Below are 22246 nucleotides of genomic sequence, written 5' to 3' on the forward strand. Positions count from 1 at the left end.
CTCAAGGACACTAATTTAGTTTAAAAACGATATCCAACACTAAACTCTACACCCTCGGCTTTTGCTCCGTGTGCCTTTACAGTTACCGAAGCAAAGGTATCTTCTGTGAAATAACGCTTTAATCCCAAACGGTTATACAACCTGTTCTCAAACTCGTATGGGTAATAAATATAATAGCCTAAATGCGATACAAATGCAATTTTATTAAAGCGTAACTCGTGACCTACAAAAAGACCTACACGTTTCCAATCTTCATCTCCCGTAACGCCTAGCTCAGGAAAAGAAGCCGCCTGAAGTTTAATAAGCTCTTTAAAAAAGTAGGCAAAAAACACATCTGTTCCTGCTACTAAGGTACTCTTGTGATTTATACGCTTGTCTGCAAATGCAGAAACTACAAAAAATGGAAATCTACCCTGACCTACTATATCACTTTCATTCACACCACCTCTCAAAACCAAGTTGTAATGTACAGGCTCAGTATATTTTGTACGCTCGCCTTCCGGAATATATTCCGGGAAATTCTCATAATCTAGATTATAGTTTGTACCAACATTAAAGGCAAAGGTATTTGTACTGTTATTAGGGGCGCGTAAGTTTGCATTGCTGTAATGAATTACTGTAAAACCTGCATTTACCCCAAAGCCTTTATAGATATTCTGTTTATTGTATTGAAGCGCTATATACGTTGAACTCAACAATTTTGTACCGTATGCGTTATTTTGATAATTTGATTCTGCATCGTAAGGTTTACCGGCCAAAGCAACACCCTGCCCTATTCTAAAATAGGCATTTCGATTTAAAAAATAGAAGTTAAAATGCCCGTATAAACTTATATTCTCACCTAGATACTCATTATCTAAATCCTGATAAATCATCGAGAAACCATAGTCTGGGTAATTGTATCGGCGCTCCCATTCTTTAAAACCATAGGTTTTATGATTGTAACTTAAGATAAGTCCTGTAGGATGCCCGGTAATAAGGTGGTTTATATCTGGGTTATGCTCTAAAATTGTTCCGTAAAAATAAGAAGCATCAAGCGTAATGGGCTTTTTTTTGCCGGTAAAATCTAAATCCTGAGCGTGAAAACTAAGACTAAAAAAACAAAAGCATCCCAGTAAAAAATAGTTCATAAAGTGGGGTTATTCTTCAAAAATAAGACGGCCTGTATATAACTGTTCTACCTCAACAACAGGCGGTCTGTTTGCTGAAATCACATCTCCTGTGCCAAAAATAGTTCCTTTAATACTCGCCTGCGGGTTAACAATCATTTTGTTTGCCGAGGTTTGAGAAATTACGATGTTTTGAGCTATTAGTTCCCGAGACTCAAGTCTGGGTCCTTCATTAGGAAAATTAGCTCTAAAGCTTTCTGCACTTCCACTTAAGTAAAAAACACTTTTACCATTTGCCTGCACTGTTAGATTTTCTGTTTCTAATTCTAGATAGAAATTACCACTCTTGCGTGCAGGACCACCCTCTGCATCAAAAGAAGTATCACTCACAAGTCGAAGATTAGAAAATTCAAGCACTCCTTCTCCTATAATATCTTGCCCTGATGCATTGCGTATTTCAGTAAGATTAGGTGCAGTAACATATACTACAAAATTCTCATAATCCCGCACAAGATTGCAGCGCTTGTTATTTTTTAAACGCAGAATCCCCCCATCAAGCACCTCTATCTGTGCGTCACTCAGCATATTTTCTCCAGTTTTAAGTACTACTTTTTGTACCGGGCCTTGTTTTAGATAAACAATAACGTCTGACTCACTGCGTAACTTTGTAAAGGGTGGAAGCTCGTAGGAAACTTCTACAGGGTCGCCTTGAGACTCAAAACAATCTCCTATATTATCTGAACCACAGGAGCAAAAAATTAAAATCAAAAGACTTAGTATAAATCTCATATAAAATTCATTAGGGTGTACGCGTATACTCGCTTTTCTAATGTGGCAAATTACGCTAAAAGCTCTAGGTAGCCTAAATTTTATCAAAATCTCAAACGAGCAAATCGTGACTCCAAAAATGAAATAAAAGTTGATGTCTAATACCAAATCAATAAAATTTCACAAATTTGAATACCATTAAAAGATTATTTTGAAAAAATCATTTTATCTCGTCCTTCTCTTTCTTTTTGTCGTATTAAATATTGGTCAGGGCAGCTGGGGACTTACAGAGAGTAGTGAAGCGCGTTATGCAGAAATAGGCCGTGAAATGGCTCTTAGTAATGATTTTTTATATCCGTCTTTGCTGGGTATAGGTCATTATCACAAGCCACCGGTAACGTATGCAATAACTGCTCTGGGTTATAAAATATTTGGCTATACAGAATATGGAGCACGTTTCTTTCTAAGCTTAGCTCTAATTTTTCAGTTATTTCTGATCTATAAAATAGCGCTGATCTGGTTTAAAGATGAGAAAACTGCAATAGCATCATCGCTAATTTATTTCAGCTTTCCTATTGTACTCATTGCAACCCGCAATTTAACCACAGACGCTTATTTAACTACTTTCATCATTTTTAGCGTTTACTTATGGCTTCAATTTAAAATAACGAATAGGCCAAAATATCTTTATCTGTTCTACACCATTTTAGGACTCGCTTTTTTAACAAAAGGACCTGTATCCTTTTTACCAGTAGCACTTTTTATCCTTTGTTATAAAATCGTAAACGGGGAAAAACCGAAGTTTTCAATTCATACCCTACCGGGTCTTATTTTACTGCTCCTGGTTTCTGGATCCTGGTTTTTTTCTATAATTATAAACAAACCGGAATTATGGGATTATTTTATTCAAGAGCAAATTATAGCTCGTAGCGTAAATGCAGAAACATTCCATAGAGATAAACCGTTCTGGTACTATATCTTAATTGCTCCTGCCCTATGCTTGCCCTGGTTAGTTCCGGTTGTTATAAACCTTTTTAAAAAATCGAAGGTAATTAAGATTGATGCGCAGACAAAAATATGCGGTTATGCAGCAATTGCGATTTTAGCTACTTTCTCATTATTCTCATCAAAATTGCTTCTTTATATACTGCCACTGTATCCATTTTTGGCTTTATATTTTGGTAGTATTTTCAGCAAATACTCAACCTTAAATAAAATTGTATATATTCAGACGTATAAAGCTGCATTTATTATTTTAGTACTTTTAGTTATAGCGCTTCCATTAATACCCACCCTTAACTTTAACTGGCTTCTAGCCTCTGCCTTTGCTTTAAGTATTATAGTTTTTGGATATATTTTTCTGTTTAAATCAAAAGGACAGCCTGATCAACTCGTATTGCTATTAAGCACGGGAGCAACTTGTTTTCTCATACTTATTTATACCTCTATTAGCAGTCAAAACAGCTTTATTATTAATGCTCTAAAACCTGAATATACCTTTATAAAACAACAGCGCACCACTTCATATTATAAGGTACTGGTTTATGATAATCTCCTATCTTCTGCGCCGTTTTATTTAGGAGATCACGTGATTACAATTTATGACACTAATTTTGAGTCTAAACGGGATACACGATTTGAAGATACAGATAGTTGGAAAGAAAGCTATTTACCTATTCATGATTCTGGGCAAGTGCAACGGTTTAAAAATCTGATGCAAAATTCTAATACGGTCTTGCTTATTAAGAATAAAAAGAAACTTCCAGACAGTTTATCGTACCTTTTACAAGGTTTTAAGTCTGAAAAATTTAAGAAGTATACAGTCTATTATTAAGGCCGTATCCCTATACCAAATTCTACCGCTTCAGCTTTGGCAAAATGAGATTTCAAGGTTATTGAACCAAATATTTTTGGGGTAAAGTATCTTTTGAGTCCGTTTCTTAAATAAACTCTTCCTTCAAAATCATAATCATAATAGGCATAATACCCTAGCTGACTTACAAAAGCGTTCTTATTAAAATGAAGTTCGTGCCCGGCAAAAACACCTATACGTTTCCAATCTTCATCGCCACTTACATTAAAGCGCTTAAAAGCTATGCTTTCAAACTCAATCTGATCTTTTAAAAACGGACTCAAAAATAAATCTGCTCCTAACTGAAAACTGCTCTTATGCGTTACACGCTTATCTAAAAATGTAGAAACTATTAAAAACGGCTGCTGTCCCAGACCTATATAATCACTTTCATTAATACCTGATCTAAGTACTAAATTCCATTTTACAGGTTCAGAATATCGACTTTTTACCTTAGGAATATACTCTGGAAAAGCATCTTCGTCAGACAATTGGTAATTAAGACCAAGATTAAATGTAAAAGAATTTGTACTGGCATTAGGAGCTTTCACATTTGCATTAGAATAGTGAATCAATGAAACTCCCGTTTGCAAACCTATTTTATCTATAATGTTAGGTTGCTTGTAATTAAGCATGATATAGGTTGAACTCAATAATGTTGAGCCATATGCATTGTTTCTGAAATTTTTATCGAGATCAAATGCCTTTGTAGTAACAGCAACACCCTGCCCTACACGCATCATTAATTTTCGGTTTAAGGCATAAAAATTAAAATGACCGTAAAGACCATAATTCTCACCTAGAAATTCGTTTTTTTGATCTTGAGCTATAAAAGAAAAACCATAATCAGGATAATTGTAACGTGCTTCCCACTCATTAAAACCATAAGTTCTGCGGTTATAACTTAATATAACACCGGTAGGATGACCGGTGATTAAATGAGCGATATCCTTGTTATGCTGCAAGATGGTACCATAAAAAAAGTTAGCATCAAGGCTATAAGGTTTCTGTTCTGTTTCTTGACCAAATGCAAAAACAGACCACAATAAAACAAACAGTAATTTATACTTCATTTAAAAAAGGGGTGTCGGTAAAAATATGCATTTAATTGAGATCTCACAGCACTTAAAAAAGTGCGGAAGCAATCGCGTGCACATTATCACTTTTGCCCATAGAATAGTAATGCAAAACAGGCGCACCACCTGCCATAAGTTCTTTAGATTGTTGTATTGCCCAGTCTATTCCTACCTGTCGTACATCTGCATTAGACTTACAATCATCTACCGCATCTATAAGATCTTGAGGCAAATCTATTTTAAACACTTGTGGTAATAACTGTAAATGACGTTTTACGGCAATAGGCTTAATACCTGGAATAATAGGAATATCTATTCCTTCGGCACGCACTAAATCAACAAACTCAAAGTATTTTTTATTATCAAAAAACATCTGAGTCACCACATAATCTGCACCGGCTTCTACCTTTTGAATAAGTCTTTTTAAGTCTGTTTTTAAAGAAGGTGCCTCTAAATGCTTTTCAGGATAGCCCGCCACACCTATACAAAAGTCAGAACAGTCAGATGTTTCCACGACATTATTGAGGTACCTGCCTTTATTCATTTCTGAAATTTGCTCTACAAGACCTAACGCATACTCGTGGCCACCATTTGTAGGCTCAAAATACTGCTGCTCTTTCATGGCATCACCTCGTAGTGCCATTACATTGTGTATATCAAGAAAGTGACAATCTACCAGCAAATATTCGGTTTCCTCTTTAGTAAAACCACCACATAACACGTGCGGAACCGTATCTACGTTGTACTTATGCTTTATAGATGCACAAATTCCCAGAGTACCCGGTCGCATACGTGTTACCTTTTTATCTAAAAGCCCGTCTTTTTCTATATAAATAAACTCCTCGCGTGATGTAGTCACATCAATAAAAGGCGGTTTAAACTCCATCAACGGGTCTATATTATCATATAATTCCTGAATACTTTTACCCTTTCTGGGTGGTATCAATTCAAAAGAAAATAAAGTCTTCCCGTTAGCTGCTTTTATGTGATCTGTAATTTTCATAATGTCCCTTGTTTTCTCGTGAAAACTTTATTCGGGTATTTTTAATTGAACAATTCTATTTATTTTTTTGGGCGCTACCCTTCGGGTCGGGCTTTCGCTCGTCGCTGTTTTCGCTATCGCTTCAACGAGCTTCGGCAAGAGCTCAATCCCTAGCGCATACTAATCGTCAGATATATTAGGATTTAACCATTTTTCTGCCAATCTAACTTCAATATTTTTGCGCGCTGCAAAATCTTTAACCTGATCCATTTTAATTTTCCCTAAACCAAAATAACGCGCTTCAGGATTGCCAAAGTAATACCCACTTACCGAAGCTGCAGGCCACATGGCTAGGCTTTCAGTAAGTTCAACTCCAATATTTTCTTTTACATTAAGCACTTCCCAAATCGTAAGCTTCTCTAAATGGTCTGGGCACGCAGGATATCCCGGCGCAGGGCGTATTCCTTTATATTCCTCTTTAATCAATTCTATATTACTCAAGGCTTCATCACTTGCATATCCCCAGTGTTTTGTACGTACTTCTTTGTGTAAATATTCCGCAAAAGCTTCAGCAAAACGATCTGCCAGCGCTTTTACCATAATACTGTTGTAATCATCGTGTTCTGCCTCATACTTTTGAGCCAATTCCTGAGTACCAAAACCTGCTGTCACGCAAAAACAGCCCATATAATCCTGTTTTCCGGTTTCTTTAGGCGCTATAAAATCTGAAAGTGCAATGTTAGGCTTACCCGATGCTTTTTTACTTTGTTGACGTAAGGTTCTAAAAACAAACTCTTTTCCCTCTTCCGTAATAATCTGAATATCATCATCATTAACAGTATTGGCTTCAAAAAGACCAAAAACCGCTTTTGCCGTGAGTAATTTTTCGTCTAAAATGCGTTTTAAAATTACTTTTGCATCGGCAAATAATTCGCGTGCCTGCTCGCCCACCACCTCATCATCTAAAATATCAGGATATTTTCCGTGCAAATCCCAACTTCTAAAAAACGGTGACCAATCAATAAAATCAACAAGCTTGTTTAGGTCAAATTCTTCAATAACCTGAATTCCCATTTCCGCAGGTTTAAAGGCCTGAAAACTCTCCCAGTCTAGTTTCCAATTGTTAGCTCTAGCCTGTTCTAGACTTAAGAAATCGCGCTTCTTGCCTCGGGTTAAAAAACGATCTCTAAATAAGGCATACTCTTCTTTAATACCTGCTTTATACTTCAATCTAGATTCAGGATTTAACAAATCTCCGACTACGGTTACCGCTCGCGAAGCATCATTAACGTGCACAACCGCTTCAGGATATTCGGGGTCAATTTTAACCGCAGTATGCGCTTTGCTTGTTGTAGCACCTCCAATTAATAAAGGCACTGTAAAGTTCTGACGTTTCATCTCTTTTGCGAGAAATACCATCTCATCTAGCGATGGTGTAATTAAACCGCTAAGGCCTATAATATCTACGTTGCGCTCTTTTGCTGTAGCAATAATTTTTTCTGGCGGTACCATTACCCCCATATCTATAATCTCGTAATTGTTACACGCTAAAACAACGCTCACAATATTTTTACCAATATCGTGTACATCACCCTTCACCGTTGCCATGAGAACAAGATTTGATTTTGCTTTCTCATCTACCGGCGGCGGATTCTTGAGCTTTTCTTCTTCGATAAAAGGCAATAAGTAAGCCACTGCTTTTTTCATCACCCGGGCTGATTTTACAACCTGAGGCAGAAACATTTTTCCACTTCCAAAAAGATCACCTACAACGTTCATACCCGTCATTAAGTGACCTTCAATAACATGTAATGGTTTTTCTGAAGCCAGCCGTGCTTCTTCTATATCTTCAAGAATATAGGCGTCAATACCTTTAACAAGAGCTCTTGTAATTCGGTTTTGAAGCGGTTCTTCCCTCCAGGAGAGATCAATAACTTTTTCTTTAGAAGTTCCTTTTACGCTTTCTGCAAGGTCTAAAAGTCGCTCTGTAGCGTCATCTCTTCGGTTTAAAATAACATCCTCTACATGCTCTAAAAGTTCTTTTGGGATATCATCATACACCTCGAGCATGCTAGGATTTACGATACCTATATTCATACCCGCTTTTATCGCGTGATATAAAAATACCGAGTGCATCGCTTCACGCACTGTATCATTTCCTCTAAAACTAAATGACACATTACTCACTCCACCACTCACACTTGCAAAAGGTAGATTTGCCTTAACCCATCGCGTTGCTTCTATAAAATCTATGGCATTGAGTTTATGCTCATCCATACCAGTTGCAACGGGAAAAATATTTAGATCAAAAATAATATCCTCAGGCGGAAAATTTACCTGATCTACCAGAATGTCATAACTGCGCTTGGTAATTTCTAGCCTACGTTCATAATTATCTGCCTGGCCTACCTCGTCAAAAGCCATCACAATTACTGCTGCACCATAACGCTTTATTTTTTTTGCGTGTGCTATAAACTCTGCTTCTCCTTCTTTTAAACTTATTGAGTTTACCACGCATTTTCCCTGTACAACTTGTAGACCCGCTTCTATAATTTCCCATTTAGAGCTGTCTATCATTATGGGTACGCGTGAAATATCTGGTTCTGCTGCTATGAGATTTAAGAAGGTAACCATTGCTTTTTTTCCATCAATTAGACCATCGTCCATATTGATATCTATAATCTGCGCACCGTTTTCTACCTGATCTCTTGCGATTGCAAGCGCCTCATCAAATTTCTCTTCATTTATAAGCCTTAAAAACCTGCGAGACCCCGCTACATTTGTACGTTCTCCTACGTTTACAAAATTACTTTCGGGCGTAATAATTAAAGGTTCGAGTCCGCTTAATTTTAAGGGCCTAAATGCTACTTTAGTCGTATCAGCTGCTTCTAATCTGTTATTCATAAATACTATATTATAAAGCTGATTGTCCATTTTTAAAAGCCGGTAAGGGTCTTGGCTTATATTCTTTTACAAGTTCCGCAATTGCGCGTATGTGCTCTGGTGTTGTACCACAACAACCCCCTACTATATTAATAAGTTGTTTATCTAAATAGGATTTAATTTGAGAAGCCATTTCCTGCGCTGTCTCATCATATTCACCAAACGCGTTAGGCAATCCTGCATTAGGATATGCAGACACGGCAAAATCAGATTTGCTAGAGATAACCTCTAAATAGGGTGTTAATTGCTCTGCTCCTAAAGCACAATTAAACCCCACCGAAAGTAAGGGCATATGCCCTATTGAAATCAAAAAAGCCTCTGCGGTCTGACCAGAAAGTGTGCGTCCTGATGCATCTGTAATTGTACCACTTACCATAACCGGGACATCTACACCGCGCTCTTCTTTTAATTCTTCTATTGCAAACAAAGCAGCTTTTGCATTTAACGTATCAAAAATTGTTTCTACCAGAAGTATATCTACCCCTCCGTCTATAAGGGCTTCAGCTTGCTGTTTATACGCTATACGCAACTCATCAAATGAAATTGCTCTAAACCCAGGATCATTTACATCTGGCGACATACTCGCCGTTTTATTTGTAGGACCCATTGCTCCTGCTACAAAACGGGGTTTGTGTGGTTCTCTGGCAGTAAATTCTTCTGCTACTTTTTTAGCTATTTTAGCAGACTCGTAGTTTAAATCATACACCAACGCCTCCATACCGTAATCTGCCATGGCAATCGTAGTGCCGCTAAAAGTATTTGTTTCTACAATATCTGCTCCTGCTTCAAAATATTGAGCATGTACATCTGCAATTGCCTGAGGCTGAGTAAGACTCAATAAATCATTGTTTCCCTGTACAGGACTAGGCCAATCTTTAAAACGCTCTCCGCGGAAATCTTCTTCAGTGAATTTATAGCGCTGTAGCATTGTTCCCATAGCGCCATCAAGAACTAAGATGCGTTCTTGTAAAACATTATATAAATTATTCTGACTCATAAATCTCTTTCAAACTTCAATTACAAACATTAAAAAATGCTTTCTAAATTAGAAAGGTTCAGTAATTATGGTATCAAGAAAATAAAAAGGAAAGCCAGAATGACTTGTTTTTTGTTATCTATCCCTTACTAAATAAGAGTAGAACGTAGCACCTTCTCCAGAGGAGGGTTGCTAAGGCTTCAATGGGTCTAATCCCTCTGCCTTTCTTGATAACTTAATAAATAATGAACTTGTTTACAAAGATTGTAAAACAACTTGAGAATACACAAATTTTAAAGAATTAAAATTAAAAAGTTATCAAAATAAAACAGTTTTTAAATACGCTTAAATGAATCATTTATCCGCTTAAAAGTCTTAAAAAGCCATGTAATTGTACCCTTAAAATATTAATCGCCTGATTTACAATCTTGTATAAATTATTTTTTAAATTAAGTTTGTATACCCAAACGTATTACCTTAACAAAACCAAATTTAAACCTATGATTAGCAACACTACACAATCACATCCACGTTTTAAAGTTGTATCCTATGAAGAAGCTTCTGCTGAAGTTAAAGCCATCTATGATGATACTAAGAAAACACTTCAAATCCCTTTTGTTTTAAACTGGTTTAAATGTCAGGGGTCAAATCCTATTCTGTTAAAAGGTAATTGGGCCAAATTAAAATCTACACTCATGCAAGGTGATATTCCTAACGTTCTAAAACAGCTTATAATCTACAACGTCTCCAAAGAACGTAACTGTGAATACTGCGCACAAGCCCACGGAATTTTTGCAGACAGTATGAGTGCAATGATAAGTGAGAATGAAAATTTTAGAGTTACAAATGATCTTGAAAGTCCGTTGATTCCTGAAAGCTATCGCACTGCTATTAAAGTAGTAACTAAAGCAGCACTCAACCATGATATGATCGTAGATTCTGATTTTGAAAAACTTCGCGAGGCCGGCTTTGATGATGCAGAGATACAAGAACTTATGGCACAGGCAGATTTAGTAAATATGCTAAACACTCTGGCCGATGTTGCCGGAATCAAAATTGATAACGAGCTAATGGAAGCTCAAGCATAAAATTACAAAAATTGAATCTAGCCGCCGCAAAGTACCGTATTACCTATGAGGCGTTTTCTAAATTTTCTGGCGGTTTAAGTAAGGTCGAAAACCTGGAGAACCTAAGCCATGTGGTTAGCAAACATCTAAAGTATCTTTTCAATTTTAAGATTTTTAGAATTCTTTTAATTGATAAAAGTAATGTTACCGGCTATACTTTTGCCAAGGGTCAAACCTGGATCTCAAAAAACAGGGAAGACGTCTTAGCTTTTGAAAATAAATTACTCAAAGATCAAATCCCATTCTCAAATGCTATAAATGACTCAGATTTACCAAAATATTTAAATCATATTACACTTGACAATGGGCAACTGTGGGGGTGGTATATACCCTACTCAGATTATGAAGTATGTGTATCTCTAGTTTCTGATGATAGCGCTCAATTTAGCTTCAGTGATGTTGAAATTCTACATTTGCTGGTAGACACGCTCACCTCAAAGTATAGACAGATTTGTTTAAATCAAGAGATAAATCTTAAAAACCAGCGATTAGAAGATGCCGTCGCACAAATTGCACTTAAAAATAAAGAGATTGAAAAAATTAATAGTAATCAACAAAGCATTATAGATTCTCGTACCCGAGAGCTTCGTATTAAAAACAAGAAAATTTTGGAGCTTTTAAGATTGAATGCACACGAACTCAGAGAACCTTTATGTCGTATTTTAGGTTTATTAGAAATTTCAGACTACTACACAGATACCGAGTTACGCAATGAAATTTTACCAAAACTAGCAGAGTCTTCTTTTGAACTAGATTCAATTTTTAAAAGTGTTGTGATTAAGAGTGAGGAAGAAATCAAAAAATACTCCTATAATTATAATGATCAACTATGAGTAACCGCTTAAAAATAATGCTCGTAGATGATCAAAAAATGGCTAATTTCATTAATAAAAAACTGATTGCCGTCACAGAACTGGCAGCAGAAGTTATTGATTATACATTACCTGAAATCGCTTTAGCCGAAGTAGAATTTCAAAAGCCTGATGTCATTTTTCTTGATCTTAATATGCCCGTGGTAAATGGCTGGAAATTTCTTGATAGTTTAACCGAAGCTAAAAATTTTACTAAAGTTGTAATACTCACCTCAAGTACAAGTGAAATAGACAGAGAAAAGGCTCAGAACTATACTCAGGTAATTGACTTTCTAATTAAGCCATTAACCAAAGATATAATGCTGAGCCTTAAATCTAAATTGAATTTAACTTTTTAATTTATCGCCTGTACAACTGCTTTTTCTGCTTCTTTACGTGTACCATCAAAGCCGTCTATACCACTTACGGTTGTATATTTCATAACATAGCGCTTACCAGGATTTATAATTTGATATGCAGCCTGACACATCATTGTAGCCTCGTGAAAACCACAAAGTATCAACTTTAATTTACCTGGGTAGGTGTTAACATCACCTATGGCAAAAACACCAGGTATATTAGTCTGGTAGTCTAATGCATTATTTACTTTAATCGCATTTTTCTCTATCTCTAATCCCCAATCGCCTATAGGCCCTAATTTAGGAGAAAGACCAAATAATGGTATAAAAGCATCTGCTTCAAGAGTTACTTCACCTTCAGTAGTTTCTACAACAACCTGATCAAGTTTATCAACACCTGCAAGACCTACAACTTCACCCGGAGTAATTAGATTAATCTTACCTATTAACTTTAATTCTCTAACTTTTTCTACGGAATCTAGGGCTCCTCTAAACTCATTACGACGATGTATAAGAGTTACTTCTTTAGCGATATCTGCCAAATAAATACTCCAGTCTAATGCAGAATCCCCACCACCGGCGATAACAACTTTTTTGTCGCGATATACTTCAGGGTCTTTAATCATGTAAGCAACTCCCTTATCTTCAAACTCGTGAATATTAGGTATAAGCGGCTTACGCGGTTCAAAACTACCCAGACCACCAGCAATTGCAACCACCTTAGTGTGGTGTTGTGTTCCTTTATTTGTAGTTACTATAAAGCTACCGTCATCTTGCTTATCTATAGTTTCTGCACGCTCACCTAAAGTGAAGCCCGGTTGAAACTGTTTTCCCTGCTCAATTAAGTTGTCAATTAATTTTCCTGCCATTACTTCAGGAAAACCGGGAATATCGTAAATAGGTTTTTTAGGATAAATCTCTGATAACTGTCCGCCAGGTTGTGCAAGTGCATCAATTATATGGCACTTAAGCTTTAATAAACCGGCTTCAAAAACGGTAAATAATCCTGTAGGTCCTGCTCCAATTATAAGTATATCTGTCTTTATCATCTTCTTAATTCTTTGAGCCCTTACAGCTCCTCATTCAACTTTATCTTTAATTTTTGGAAATCAATCCTTTTGTAAATTCGTTAAGGGTTTCCACTTTTTCTTCAAAATCCCCTTTTATGGTTTTTCTATATTCGTTAATATTTTTAACCATATCATCAATATTTTCGGGTATCACATCCTCAAAAAACTGTCTTAATCGTTTTGCTGTGGTTGGTGACTTTCCATTAGTCGAGATTGCAATTTTAACATTACCTTTTGTTACAATACCCCCCATATAAAAATCACAAAGCTCTGGTACGTCTGCTATATTACAGAGTAAAAAACGCTTTCTCGCCGCTCTGTAAATGCGTTTATTTACTGCAGGGCTATCTGTTGTAGCAATTACTATGTGACGCTTTTTAAGCATCGAACGTGTAAATCGCTTTTTGGTGATTTTTACATTAAATGTACTTGCTAGAGCTAAGGTTTCAGGTCTAAAAAAAGGTGCGACCATCTCAACAACAGCGTCAGGACTTGATTTTGTGAGAAACGTCAATTTTTCTAATGCTACATTACCTCCACCTACGATGAGGATTTGTAGGTTACGTACTTTTAAAAAAACCGGGTAAAGGGTATTATTCTCTTGAGGATCAATTATCATACGCTGTATATTCTAACTGCAAATTTAGCAATTGTGCACGATGTCTTACCACTTCACCTATCACAATAATTGATGGGTTAGTAAGTTTTAACTCTTGCACTACAGATTCTATGGTGTTAATAGTGCCCACACCTATGCGCTCTTCTACAGTTGTACCATTCTGAATAATTGCAACAGGAGTTTCATTTTTTCCGCTTTTGCGAAATAAATTTGTAATCTCTCCCAACTTACTCATTCCCATAAGGATTACAACTGTTGCTGATGATTGCGCTGCAAGCTGTACATCTTTAGAGAGTTTATGATCTTTAGTTGTACCTGTAATAACCCAAAAGCTTTCAGAACTTCCTCGTTTAGTCAACGGTATATTTTGATATGCCGGTACCGCAAGAGAAGAAGATATACCCGGTACCATTGCTACCTCAATTCCGGCAGCTGCAGCGATTTCCATCTCTTCTGCACCTCGTCCAAAAATAAAGGGATCGCCACCCTTTAAGCGTACCACGTGGCCGTGACTTCTTGCCCGTGAAATAATTAAATCATTAATCTGATCCTGCTGGTATGCGTAACATCCTTTGCGTTTCCCTACAAAAATAAGTTCGGCATTTTGAGCATATTCAAGAAGTGATGGGTTTACAAGCGCATCGTATAGAACAACATCTGCGCTTTGCAAGGCTTTCACCCCTTTCAACGTAAATAATTCAACATCTCCAGGCCCGGCTCCTACTACGGTAAGTTTTGGATTGTTAATTGGCATGAGCTAGTTGATTTTTTCGGTAAACATCTGCTCTGCTAAAGAATGCATTTGCATCAGAAAGATACGATTCAGCAAAGTCTTTAGTTGGCTCGTTATTCTGTATTTGATAAACTAATTCTGCAAAGGTTTTATCTATGGAAAGTGTAGCGTCTTCCTTAAATGTCTCATCAAATTCAGCAATTATATTTGCCTGTGTATTTGTCTTTACATTTTCTGAAAGTAAAATCGCTTTAGCTCCATTAACCAGACTTGCATACGTATGATATACACTATCTGCCCAGCGGTTTTCTTCAAAAGATTCTATTGCACTTCCTAATTTATCTTTAGCTTCTAAAAGTAGTGTTTGTACCAGATCAATTACTACACCGGCACACTCACCTACTCCTACTTCCTGAATATATTTCTCATCATTACCCCAGTCTATAAAGTCTGATGCAACCAGGTTGTCTGTATCTGATAACGGTTTTAAGAAATCATAAAAATAACGCTGCCCTTTCTCATCATAATAACTTAGAAAATCTAAATCACCAGCATTCTCCTTATAATCATCAAGAATTGCACGTAGCGCCTGAGGTCCTCGTTTACTTGGAATTTTTATGACTTTATCTGCAAAACGACCCTGACCATCACCAAGTACACCGCCACCTAATAAAACCTGAAGTGCGGGAGCTACTAATTTATCTGGAGTACGTACAGACATCCCTTGAAAACCAATGTGTGCCATATTATGTTGCCCACAGGCATTCATACAACCACTTATTTTAATCGTGATCTCTTTATTGTTTAAATATTCAGGATATTCTGCAATAAGAACATCTTCTAATTTATCTGCAATACCGGTACTACTTGCAATCCCTAAATTACAAGTGTCTGTACCGGGACATGCAGTAATGTCTGCCGTAGTTTCATATCCCGGACGAGCAAAACCAAGATTGGCTAGTTGTGAGTAGAAAAAAGGAATTGCCCCTTCCGGTATATGTCTTAATAAGATATTTTGACGCAGCGTGAATCGCAACTCATCGCCTGCATATTTTTTAATTAATCCTGCTAAAGCACGTGCCTTTTCAGTAGAAAAATCACCTAATTTAACTTTGATTCCTATAGCTACTAATCCGTTTTGCTTTTGCTTAAACACATTGGTAGCTTTCCAGGCTTCATAAGCTTTAAGGTCTTCAATTGTTACCTGTGGTGCTTCCGTTAAAGGAGCTGTAATTTCTTTTTCAAATTCTGCAGTATCAATCTCGTAAGTTTTATAAGCAAGTGCTTTCTGCTCTTCTTCCACTAAGGCCATAAAACCATCTACTCCCAGATCTTTTATAAGGAATTTCATACGTGCCTTAAGACGACGTGCACGCTCACCGTGACGGTCAAAAACACGTAACACACCTTCTATTAAAGGGATTAGTTGGTTCACCGGTAAAAACTCATGTAAGGTATCTGCGTGACGCGGTTGTGATCCTAAACCACCACCCAACATCACTTTAAAACCACGTGCACCATCTTTAATCTTGGGGATAAAACCTAAATCATGAATAAATGCCAATGCAGAATCATCGTCTGTAGATGAAAACGACATTTTAAATTTTCTACCCATTTCCTGAGAAATAGGGTTCCGTAGAAAATACTGAAAAGTCGCGTGAGCATATGGTGTCGTATCAAACGCTTCATCAGGATTTATACCTGCATCTGGACTTGCAGTAACGTTACGTACGGTATTACCACAAGCTTCACGAAGGGTGACATCACTTTTCTCAAGTTCTGCCCACAATTCTGGAGTACGATCTAAACTTACATAATGAATCTGAATATCCTGACGTGTGGTTATATGTAGTTTTCCTCTAGAATACTCATCAGAAACATCAGAAATACGCAAAAGCTGATCACTGGTAACCTTACCATAGGGTAATTTTATACGTATCATCTGCACTCCTTCCTGACGCTGACCGTAAACACCTCTTGCAAGTCTTAGACTTCTAAAACGCTCTTCATCTATCTTTCCATCTTTAAAAAGCTTGATTTTACGCTCAAGTTCTATGATGTCTTTTTCTACAACCGGGTTTTCTATTTCTGTTCTGAAGCTTTGCATAGCTTTTGTATTATATTTTTATAATTCATTTTAATCCTATGGGTGAAATAGGATTTTAGCAAAAAAGGATGCTAAAAATTATCATCCTTTCATCTGCGATTGTTAACCTATAAAACCAACTCCAGCAGTTGTGTTGCTCTGTGTATCAATTAAGATAAAAGAACCCCCTGCTTTATTATCGGCGTAATTGTCAAAAAATAAATTCTTACTCAATTTTAAGTTAACCTTACCTATCTCATTTAGAGTAAGTTGATTTTTAGAAGTATCTTCTCCAGAATAATCAGTAGCAATAATGCTTTCTATACTATCTATCTTGGCTAAAATTCGGTTTGAGTTATGCTGTATCTCATATTTTGCACCGGGAACTAATGCTTTCCCATCCATCCAACAAACTGCTGCTTTTATTGTCTTAGAAGATTGTGGCACCTCATCAGACTTCACTAAAACATCACCTCTGGTCACATTTATATCGTCTTCTAACGTAATAGAAACTGAACTTCCTGCTATAGCCTCATCATACTGCTCATTAAAAAATTCTATAGTTTTAATTTTAGAAGTGGTTAATGAAGGGAGAACCGTTACAGCATCTCCTACCTTAAGACTGCTTCCATAAATTTTACCTGCATAACCGCGATAATCGTGAAATTCATCTTTTTTAGGTCGTATAACTGTTTGTACAGGAAAACGAGCTGCTGTTAATTCATCTTGCTCGGGCTGTAGTTCTTCAAGATAATCCAGAACACTCACCCCATCATACCAGGACATAACATTTGTTTTATGTACAACGTTATCCCCTTTTAACGCACTTATAGGAATAAAAGTTATCTGCTGATCGTCATAACTGCTTTGAGCATTAAGCTTCTCAAAATCTGCTTTAATATTCTCAAAAACCTGTTGATCGTAATCAACCAGATCCATTTTATTTACCGCAACAATCACATGTTTTACGCGCAGCAAATTATTGATAAAAAAATGGCGGTACGTTTGTTCGATCACGCCTTTACGAGCATCTATTAATATGATTGAAGCCTGCGCCTGTGAAGCACCGGTAACCATATTACGCGTATATTCTACGTGACCCGGTGTGTCTGCAATGATGTAACTTTTCTTTTTTGTAGAAAAATAAATGTGAGCCACGTCAATGGTAATCCCTTGCTCACGTTCTGCTACTAAACCATCTGTAGCTAACGAAAAATCAAGATAATCATATCCTTTTTTCTTACTGTTGCGCTCAATGGCCTCAAGTTTATCGTCTGTTAGCGACTTTGTATCGTAAAGCAAGCGCCCTATCAAGGTACTTTTACCATCATCTACACTACCTGCTGTTGCTATTTTTAGAACTTCCATTTTTATAGTTCCCGTCCCTCTTTATGAGAAAGAGTTTTGTGGGTATTTTTAATTCGTATTCGTTTTCTTTAAGCCTATTGAATATTCTCGTGTCTCATAAGACTAAAAATACCCTTGTTGCTTGCGCTTTTCCATTGCTGCTTCAGAGCGCTTATCATCTATACGTGCTCCTCGTTCTGAAATAGTAGAAACTTTAATTTCACTAACAATGCGTTCTATTGTGTCTGCTTCAGATTCTACAGCTGCCGTACACGTCATATCGCCTACCGTTCTAAAACGTACAATACGCTCTAAAACTTCTTCATCTTCTTCTCTATATACATACTTTGACGCACTCCAGATTAACCCGTCACGCACAAATGTTTTACGCTTATGCGAAAAATATATAGATGGAATTTCAATTTGCTCCTGCTCTATATAACTCCATACATCAAGTTCAGTCCAGTTTGAAATAGGGAAAACACGTACGTTCTGACCGATTTCAATCTTTCCGTTTAAAAGATCGAATAACTCTGGACGCTGATTTTTCTCATCCCATTGTCCAAAATCATCTCGTACCGAAAAAATACGTTCTTTAGCTCGTGCTTTTTCTTCGTCACGACGTGCGCCACCTATACAAGCATCAAACTTAAATTCTTCAATTGCATCTAAAAGTGTCGTGGTCTGAAGCATATTTCGGCTTGAATATTTACCGGTTTCTTCAGTTACTTTACCTGCATCAATCGCATCCTGTACGTTGCGCACAATTAAATTCAACCCTAATTCTTCTACGAGACGATCTCTAAATTCTATAGTTTCAGGGAAGTTATGACCAGTATCAACGTGCAAAAGTGGAAACGGAATTTTACCCGGATAAAATGCTTTTTGCGCTAAACGCACTAAGGTAATACTGTCCTTTCCTCCTGAAAATAACAATACCGGATTTTCAAACTGAGCCACTACTTCTCTAAAGATGTAAATAGCTTCGCTTTCTAATGCATTTGTTTTTAAAATCTTACTCATTGTATGCTTGTTTTAGGCGTGTAAGCCACACTCCCGATTCTCCAAAACTTTTGTTGGATCAAAATATTTATGTTCGTTTGGCAGATTGTGTTCTGCCAAAAAAGTATCTAATTCTTCGTCACTGTAATAGTAAAACGGACTCACTTTTAATACCCCGTCTGCTCCCAGGCTCAATATATCAAGGTTATCACGATGTGCCGTTTGCCCCTTTCTAAGATTTGTGAACCACACATCTGGTTTATGATTTGCCATAGCTCTTTTAAATGGCTCAAGCTTTACCTGCTCTGTAAACACCTTATGTAATGGATCGTCAATTTGCGGAATACCCATTACAACATCTCGATGTGAAGTTGTTTGTTTTGGGACATATAAGTCAACATTCAACTCGAGAAGCTTAATGACCTCTTCAGCGTGTCTATAGGTATTAGGTGTATTATAACCCGTATCACACCACACTACCGGAATATCTTTTTGAGCCTTGCTGGCCGCAAATAATATTGCAGCTTCATAAGGTCTAAAATTAGTCGTAACCACAGGATTGTTTGCATGCTCAACAGCCCATTCTGCAATTTCTAAAGGTGATTTAGCTCTCAAATCAGCATTTAACTGCTGTAGTTCTTCAGTTGAATAACTCATTATTTACCCCAGTTTATAGTGTTCCAAAGACGCTCGTGAAAAAAGTATAATACCATTTTAGTAACTAATTCAATAGCTCCTATAGAAAATGCCAAAGCCAGTGTGCCGGTAACAAACCAGGAAATTAGTATGGTATCAATAGTACCTACTAACCTCCAGCTAATAGATTTTACTACACTTCGTAAAGGTTTCTCTGAAGTGGTATCTTTTTTATAGGTCGCCTTCTCTGGCTTGTCTGTGCGGCTTTCGCTATATATGTGATCTAAAATCATATCTCAACTACTAAATTCTGTATTTTACTTTAATCCTATCGATTTAGTAGGATTATAAAGCAAAAGTATACTTCGTGCCTTTTGTGACCAAATATTTTAGATATTTTTTTGAAACTTTTAAGTGATTTTCAGCATTTAAGCGATAAATCAAGAATTCTGCAACTATTCCTTTATTAGATCTGCTAATGTGTTATTATTGAGCACAGCCAGATTACTGTCTCGTAACTGCACCATTAAACTGTGTACCGAACATGCGGTCTCATCAGGACAATCATCACATTTTTCGTAGAAATTTAAACTAACACAAGGCACCATAGAAACCGGACCTTCAAGAATACGCATCACCTCAACCATTTTAATGTCTGCCGGTTGTCTGCGTAGATAGTAGCCACCACCTTTTCCTTTCTTGCTTCCCAGAAAACCAGCTTTACGCAAGGTAAGCATAATGCTTTCTAGGAATTTTTGAGAGATATTTTCACTCTTAGCTATGGCTCCTATTTGCACAGGATCTTCACCCTTATGCTTTGCCACATAGGCTAGCGCCTTTAAACCGTACTTTGTCTTTTTAGATAACACAGCCTAAAAGTATGCAAAAAGTTATTATTCTAAGCTTTTAAGGCTTGATCCAGATCTGCAATGATATCATCTATGTGCTCAAGACCTACCGAACAACGTACTAAACCATCTGTAATACCTACTTCGAGGCGGTCTTCTTCAGCCAATTTACTGTGCGTAGTAGAAGCGGGATGCGTAACAATCGTGCGGGTATCTCCTAGATTTGCTGAAAGCGAGCACATTTTAATCGCATTTAAGAAATTACGACCGGCATCAATGCCTCCTTTTACTTCAAAGGCAACAATGTTACCTCCTAAACGCATTTGTTTTTTAGCCACTTCGTACTGAGGATGTGATTTTAAGAAGGGATATTTTACCATATTCACTTTATCGTGGCTTTCTAAGAACTCCGCAATTTTAAGTGCGTTTTCGCAATGACGATCTGCTCGCACGTGAAGTGTTTCTAAACTTTTTGAAAGCACCCAGGCATTAAACGGTGATAATGCCGGCCCGGTATTACGGGCAAATAAATAAATCTCACGTACTAAATCTGAACGCCCTACAGTCACGCCACCTAAAACGCGACCCTGACCGTCAATCATTTTTGTTGCAGAATGAATTACCAAATCTGCACCAAATTTAATTGGCTGTTGTAAATACGGAGTCGCAAAACAGTTATCAACTACAAAAATAAGATTGTGCTTTTTTGCTAAGTCCCCTAAATACTGAAGATCCAAGACATCACAACCGGGATTTGTAGGCGATTCTACATAAAGAATTTTAGTTTCGGGCTTGATAAGTCGTTCTGCTTTATCTACCTCATCTACTTTAAAATAAGAGGTTTCAATATTCCATTTTGGAAGGTATTTTGTAAAGAGCGTATGGGTAGATCCAAAAACTGAACGTGCTGAAACAATATGATCGCCACTATCTAAAAGCGCAGCAAAAGTTGAAAACACCGCTGCCATACCTGTTGCAAATGCATAACCAGATTCGGCTCCCTCTAGCTTGCAGATTTTATCTACAAACTCACTGGTGTTTGGGTTTGTAAATCGACTGTAAATATTACGGTCCTTCTCTTCGGTAAACGATGCGCGCATATCTTCTGCATCCTCGAAAACAAAACTGGAAGTAAGGTATAAAGGCACAGAATGCTCTAAAAATTCACTTCGGTTTAATTGGGTGCGTATCGCTTCAGTTTCAAAATGCTTGCTCATTACTTTCTTAGATGTTAGATATTAGACATTAGATTTGAGATACTCGTTTTGATGATCTAATCAGATGTCTAAAATCCTGTTTCATTTTTTTGTGGTCTTTAAAAGGTTAGAACGTTTAATCGTAATATCGTTAATTGCCAATTGTACTTCACTTCAAGACCCTTTCTTTTCTATTTTCTGTATTCTTTTATCTAAAATCTTAAGTCTTAGATAACAAATCTACTCGACTTCTTCGCCGTTTAAAAACACCTTATAAGTGATATCTACACCTGCCTGTAAGGTAATTGAAACCGAACAATATTTCTCAAAACTTAATTTTGCGGCGCGCAAGGCCTTTTCCGGCGGAATGTCTCCTTCTAAATACACGTGTACACGCATCGCTTCAAAAGGCTTGGCACCTCCTACTTCTTTGCGATCACCTTCTACTTCCACGTGATATGAATCTACCTCTAGCTTTTGCTTTTTTAAGATTGAAATGATATCAATAGCACTACAGCCACCTACACCCATAAGGAGTAATTCCATAGGGCTACTACCCTGAACCACATCTCCGGTTTTATTATCTATCATCACCGAATTGCCTGAAGCTCCTTTTGCTTCAAACAGGTAATCGGTGTTTTTACGTTCAAGTGTAACTTTCATTTT

Annotated in this window: 21 protein-coding genes and 1 riboswitch; of the genes, 4 read left to right on the plus strand and 17 right to left on the minus strand. The window is 37.0% G+C overall.

Annotated elements, in window-relative coordinates; translation table 11 throughout:
• Positions 1–20 precede the first annotated feature (20 nt).
• Both ACEN25_RS10535 and ACEN25_RS10540 read right to left on the minus strand, forming a co-directional pair.
• Positions 21–1130, minus strand: coding sequence for an acyloxyacyl hydrolase (locus tag ACEN25_RS10535; protein ID WP_441802886.1), 1110 nt, complete (start codon positions 1128–1130; stop codon positions 21–23).
• A 9-nt stretch (positions 1131–1139) separates the two neighbouring features.
• Positions 1140–1898 (minus strand): head GIN domain-containing protein, encoded by a 759-nt coding sequence (locus tag ACEN25_RS10540; protein WP_441802887.1) that lies wholly within the window; start codon positions 1896–1898, stop codon positions 1140–1142.
• A gap of 190 nt (positions 1899–2088) precedes the next feature.
• On the opposite strand from ACEN25_RS10540, the gene ACEN25_RS10545 reads away from it, so the two are divergent.
• On the plus strand, positions 2089–3711 hold the full coding sequence (locus ACEN25_RS10545) for an ArnT family glycosyltransferase (protein WP_441802888.1): 1623 nt from the start codon (positions 2089–2091) through the stop codon (positions 3709–3711).
• Here ACEN25_RS10545 and ACEN25_RS10550 read toward each other — a convergent pair.
• From ACEN25_RS10550 to ACEN25_RS10565, 4 genes are all read right to left on the minus strand, one after another.
• Complete coding sequence (locus tag ACEN25_RS10550) at positions 3708–4802, minus strand: acyloxyacyl hydrolase (protein WP_441802889.1); 1095 nt, start codon at positions 4800–4802, stop codon at positions 3708–3710. The genes ACEN25_RS10545 and ACEN25_RS10550 overlap by 4 nt on opposite strands.
• A 52-nt stretch (positions 4803–4854) precedes the next feature.
• A complete protein-coding gene (metF, locus tag ACEN25_RS10555) occupies positions 4855–5808 on the minus strand; it encodes a methylenetetrahydrofolate reductase [NAD(P)H] (RefSeq protein ID WP_028376625.1) in 954 nt (317 codons plus the stop codon).
• 159 nt (positions 5809–5967) lie between these two features.
• Positions 5968–8691: a methionine synthase gene (gene metH / locus ACEN25_RS10560; RefSeq protein WP_441802890.1), complete on the minus strand. Its 2724-nt coding sequence runs from the start codon at positions 8689–8691 to the stop codon at positions 5968–5970.
• 10 nt (positions 8692–8701) lie between these two features.
• The gene (locus ACEN25_RS10565) at positions 8702–9727 is read right to left on the minus strand and encodes a homocysteine S-methyltransferase family protein (RefSeq protein ID WP_441802891.1); all 1026 of its coding nucleotides are present in this window, start codon (positions 9725–9727) and stop codon (positions 8702–8704) included.
• A 111-nt stretch (positions 9728–9838) separates the two neighbouring features.
• A riboswitch (SAM riboswitch) is annotated at positions 9839–9943 on the minus strand.
• Positions 9944–10206: 263 nt separating this feature from the next.
• Here ACEN25_RS10565 and ACEN25_RS10570 point away from each other — a divergent pair.
• From ACEN25_RS10570 to ACEN25_RS10580, 3 genes are read left to right on the plus strand one after another with little or no spacing between them, the layout of a single operon-like run.
• Positions 10207–10794, plus strand: coding sequence for a carboxymuconolactone decarboxylase family protein (locus ACEN25_RS10570; RefSeq protein WP_028376628.1), 588 nt, complete (start codon positions 10207–10209; stop codon positions 10792–10794).
• Positions 10795–10805: 11 nt separating this feature from the next.
• Positions 10806–11666 carry a hypothetical protein gene (locus ACEN25_RS10575; protein ID WP_441802892.1) on the plus strand — a complete coding sequence of 287 codons (861 nt, stop codon included), beginning with the start codon at positions 10806–10808 and terminating at the stop codon, positions 11664–11666.
• Entirely contained in the window at positions 11663–12043 is a 381-nt protein-coding gene (locus ACEN25_RS10580; RefSeq protein WP_441802893.1) for a response regulator, read from the plus strand. Before ACEN25_RS10575 ends, ACEN25_RS10580 begins: the two co-directional genes overlap by 4 nt.
• Here the strand turns inward: ACEN25_RS10580 and ACEN25_RS10585 are convergent.
• The 11 genes from ACEN25_RS10585 to ACEN25_RS10635 form a co-directional block, all read right to left on the minus strand.
• Positions 12040–13092 (minus strand): NAD(P)/FAD-dependent oxidoreductase, encoded by a 1053-nt coding sequence (locus tag ACEN25_RS10585; RefSeq protein ID WP_441802894.1) that lies wholly within the window; start codon positions 13090–13092, stop codon positions 12040–12042. The two genes, ACEN25_RS10580 and ACEN25_RS10585, sit on opposite strands and share 4 nt — an antisense overlap.
• 46 nt (positions 13093–13138) lie before the next feature.
• Positions 13139–13732, minus strand: a complete 594-nt coding sequence (locus tag ACEN25_RS10590) for a precorrin-2 dehydrogenase/sirohydrochlorin ferrochelatase family protein (RefSeq protein ID WP_035899809.1) — start codon at positions 13730–13732, stop codon at positions 13139–13141.
• Positions 13722–14486: a uroporphyrinogen-III C-methyltransferase gene (gene cobA / locus ACEN25_RS10595; RefSeq protein WP_441802895.1), complete on the minus strand. Its 765-nt coding sequence runs from the start codon at positions 14484–14486 to the stop codon at positions 13722–13724. The genes ACEN25_RS10590 and cobA overlap by 11 nt, the downstream gene beginning before the upstream one ends.
• Complete coding sequence (locus tag ACEN25_RS10600) at positions 14476–16572, minus strand: nitrite reductase (RefSeq protein ID WP_441802896.1); 2097 nt, start codon at positions 16570–16572, stop codon at positions 14476–14478. The genes cobA and ACEN25_RS10600 overlap by 11 nt, the downstream gene beginning before the upstream one ends.
• 102 nt (positions 16573–16674) lie before the next feature.
• A complete protein-coding gene (locus tag ACEN25_RS10605; RefSeq protein ID WP_441802897.1) occupies positions 16675–17919 on the minus strand; it encodes a sulfate adenylyltransferase subunit 1 in 1245 nt (414 codons plus the stop codon).
• A gap of 102 nt (positions 17920–18021) precedes the next feature.
• Positions 18022–18921, minus strand: a complete 900-nt coding sequence (cysD, locus tag ACEN25_RS10610; RefSeq protein WP_028376636.1) for a sulfate adenylyltransferase subunit CysD — start codon at positions 18919–18921, stop codon at positions 18022–18024.
• 12 nt (positions 18922–18933) lie between these two features.
• A complete protein-coding gene (locus tag ACEN25_RS10615) occupies positions 18934–19557 on the minus strand; it encodes a phosphoadenosine phosphosulfate reductase domain-containing protein (protein WP_441802898.1) in 624 nt (207 codons plus the stop codon).
• Complete coding sequence (locus ACEN25_RS10620) at positions 19557–19829, minus strand: DUF2061 domain-containing protein (protein WP_441802899.1); 273 nt, start codon at positions 19827–19829, stop codon at positions 19557–19559. The genes ACEN25_RS10615 and ACEN25_RS10620 overlap by 1 nt, the downstream gene beginning before the upstream one ends.
• Positions 19830–19991: 162 nt before the next feature.
• A complete protein-coding gene (locus ACEN25_RS10625; RefSeq protein WP_028376639.1) occupies positions 19992–20405 on the minus strand; it encodes an RrF2 family transcriptional regulator in 414 nt (137 codons plus the stop codon).
• Positions 20406–20434: 29 nt separating this feature from the next.
• Positions 20435–21601: a trans-sulfuration enzyme family protein gene (locus ACEN25_RS10630; RefSeq protein ID WP_441802900.1), complete on the minus strand. Its 1167-nt coding sequence runs from the start codon at positions 21599–21601 to the stop codon at positions 20435–20437.
• Positions 21602–21820: 219 nt separating this feature from the next.
• Positions 21821–22243: an OsmC family protein gene (locus tag ACEN25_RS10635; RefSeq protein ID WP_441802901.1), complete on the minus strand. Its 423-nt coding sequence runs from the start codon at positions 22241–22243 to the stop codon at positions 21821–21823.
• Positions 22244–22246: the final 3 nt, after the last annotated feature.

The sequence above is a fragment of the Leeuwenhoekiella sp. W20_SRS_FM14 genome (assembly GCF_052119605.1).
Lineage (GTDB): Bacteria > Bacteroidota > Bacteroidia > Flavobacteriales > Flavobacteriaceae > Leeuwenhoekiella.

Excerpts from the sequence above, each read along its gene's own strand:
- metH (WP_441802890.1), bottom strand. The coding sequence starts at position 8,691 with ATGAATAACAGATTAGAAGCAGCTGATACGACTAAAGTAGCATTTAGG.
- ACEN25_RS10550 (WP_441802889.1), bottom strand. The coding sequence starts at position 4,802 with ATGAAGTATAAATTACTGTTTGTTTTATTGTGGTCTGTTTTTGCATTT.
- metF (WP_028376625.1), bottom strand. The coding sequence starts at position 5,808 with ATGAAAATTACAGATCACATAAAAGCAGCTAACGGGAAGACTTTATTT.
- ACEN25_RS10580 (WP_441802893.1), top strand. The coding sequence starts at position 11,663 with ATGAGTAACCGCTTAAAAATAATGCTCGTAGATGATCAAAAAATGGCT.
- ACEN25_RS10570 (WP_028376628.1), top strand. The coding sequence starts at position 10,207 with ATGATTAGCAACACTACACAATCACATCCACGTTTTAAAGTTGTATCC.
- ACEN25_RS10605 (WP_441802897.1), bottom strand. The coding sequence starts at position 17,919 with ATGGAAGTTCTAAAAATAGCAACAGCAGGTAGTGTAGATGATGGTAAA.
- ACEN25_RS10565 (WP_441802891.1), bottom strand. The coding sequence starts at position 9,727 with ATGAGTCAGAATAATTTATATAATGTTTTACAAGAACGCATCTTAGTT.
- ACEN25_RS10600 (WP_441802896.1), bottom strand. The coding sequence starts at position 16,572 with ATGCAAAGCTTCAGAACAGAAATAGAAAACCCGGTTGTAGAAAAAGAC.
- ACEN25_RS10535 (WP_441802886.1), bottom strand. The coding sequence starts at position 1,130 with ATGAACTATTTTTTACTGGGATGCTTTTGTTTTTTTAGTCTTAGTTTT.
- ACEN25_RS10540 (WP_441802887.1), bottom strand. The coding sequence starts at position 1,898 with ATGAGATTTATACTAAGTCTTTTGATTTTAATTTTTTGCTCCTGTGGT.
- cysD (WP_028376636.1), bottom strand. The coding sequence starts at position 18,921 with ATGAGTAAGATTTTAAAAACAAATGCATTAGAAAGCGAAGCTATTTAC.
- ACEN25_RS10585 (WP_441802894.1), bottom strand. The coding sequence starts at position 13,092 with ATGATAAAGACAGATATACTTATAATTGGAGCAGGACCTACAGGATTA.
- ACEN25_RS10620 (WP_441802899.1), bottom strand. The coding sequence starts at position 19,829 with ATGATTTTAGATCACATATATAGCGAAAGCCGCACAGACAAGCCAGAG.
- cobA (WP_441802895.1), bottom strand. The coding sequence starts at position 14,486 with ATGCCAATTAACAATCCAAAACTTACCGTAGTAGGAGCCGGGCCTGGA.
- ACEN25_RS10635 (WP_441802901.1), bottom strand. The coding sequence starts at position 22,243 with ATGAAAGTTACACTTGAACGTAAAAACACCGATTACCTGTTTGAAGCA.
- ACEN25_RS10590 (WP_035899809.1), bottom strand. The coding sequence starts at position 13,732 with ATGATAATTGATCCTCAAGAGAATAATACCCTTTACCCGGTTTTTTTA.
- ACEN25_RS10615 (WP_441802898.1), bottom strand. The coding sequence starts at position 19,557 with ATGAGTTATTCAACTGAAGAACTACAGCAGTTAAATGCTGATTTGAGA.
- ACEN25_RS10630 (WP_441802900.1), bottom strand. The coding sequence starts at position 21,601 with ATGAGCAAGCATTTTGAAACTGAAGCGATACGCACCCAATTAAACCGA.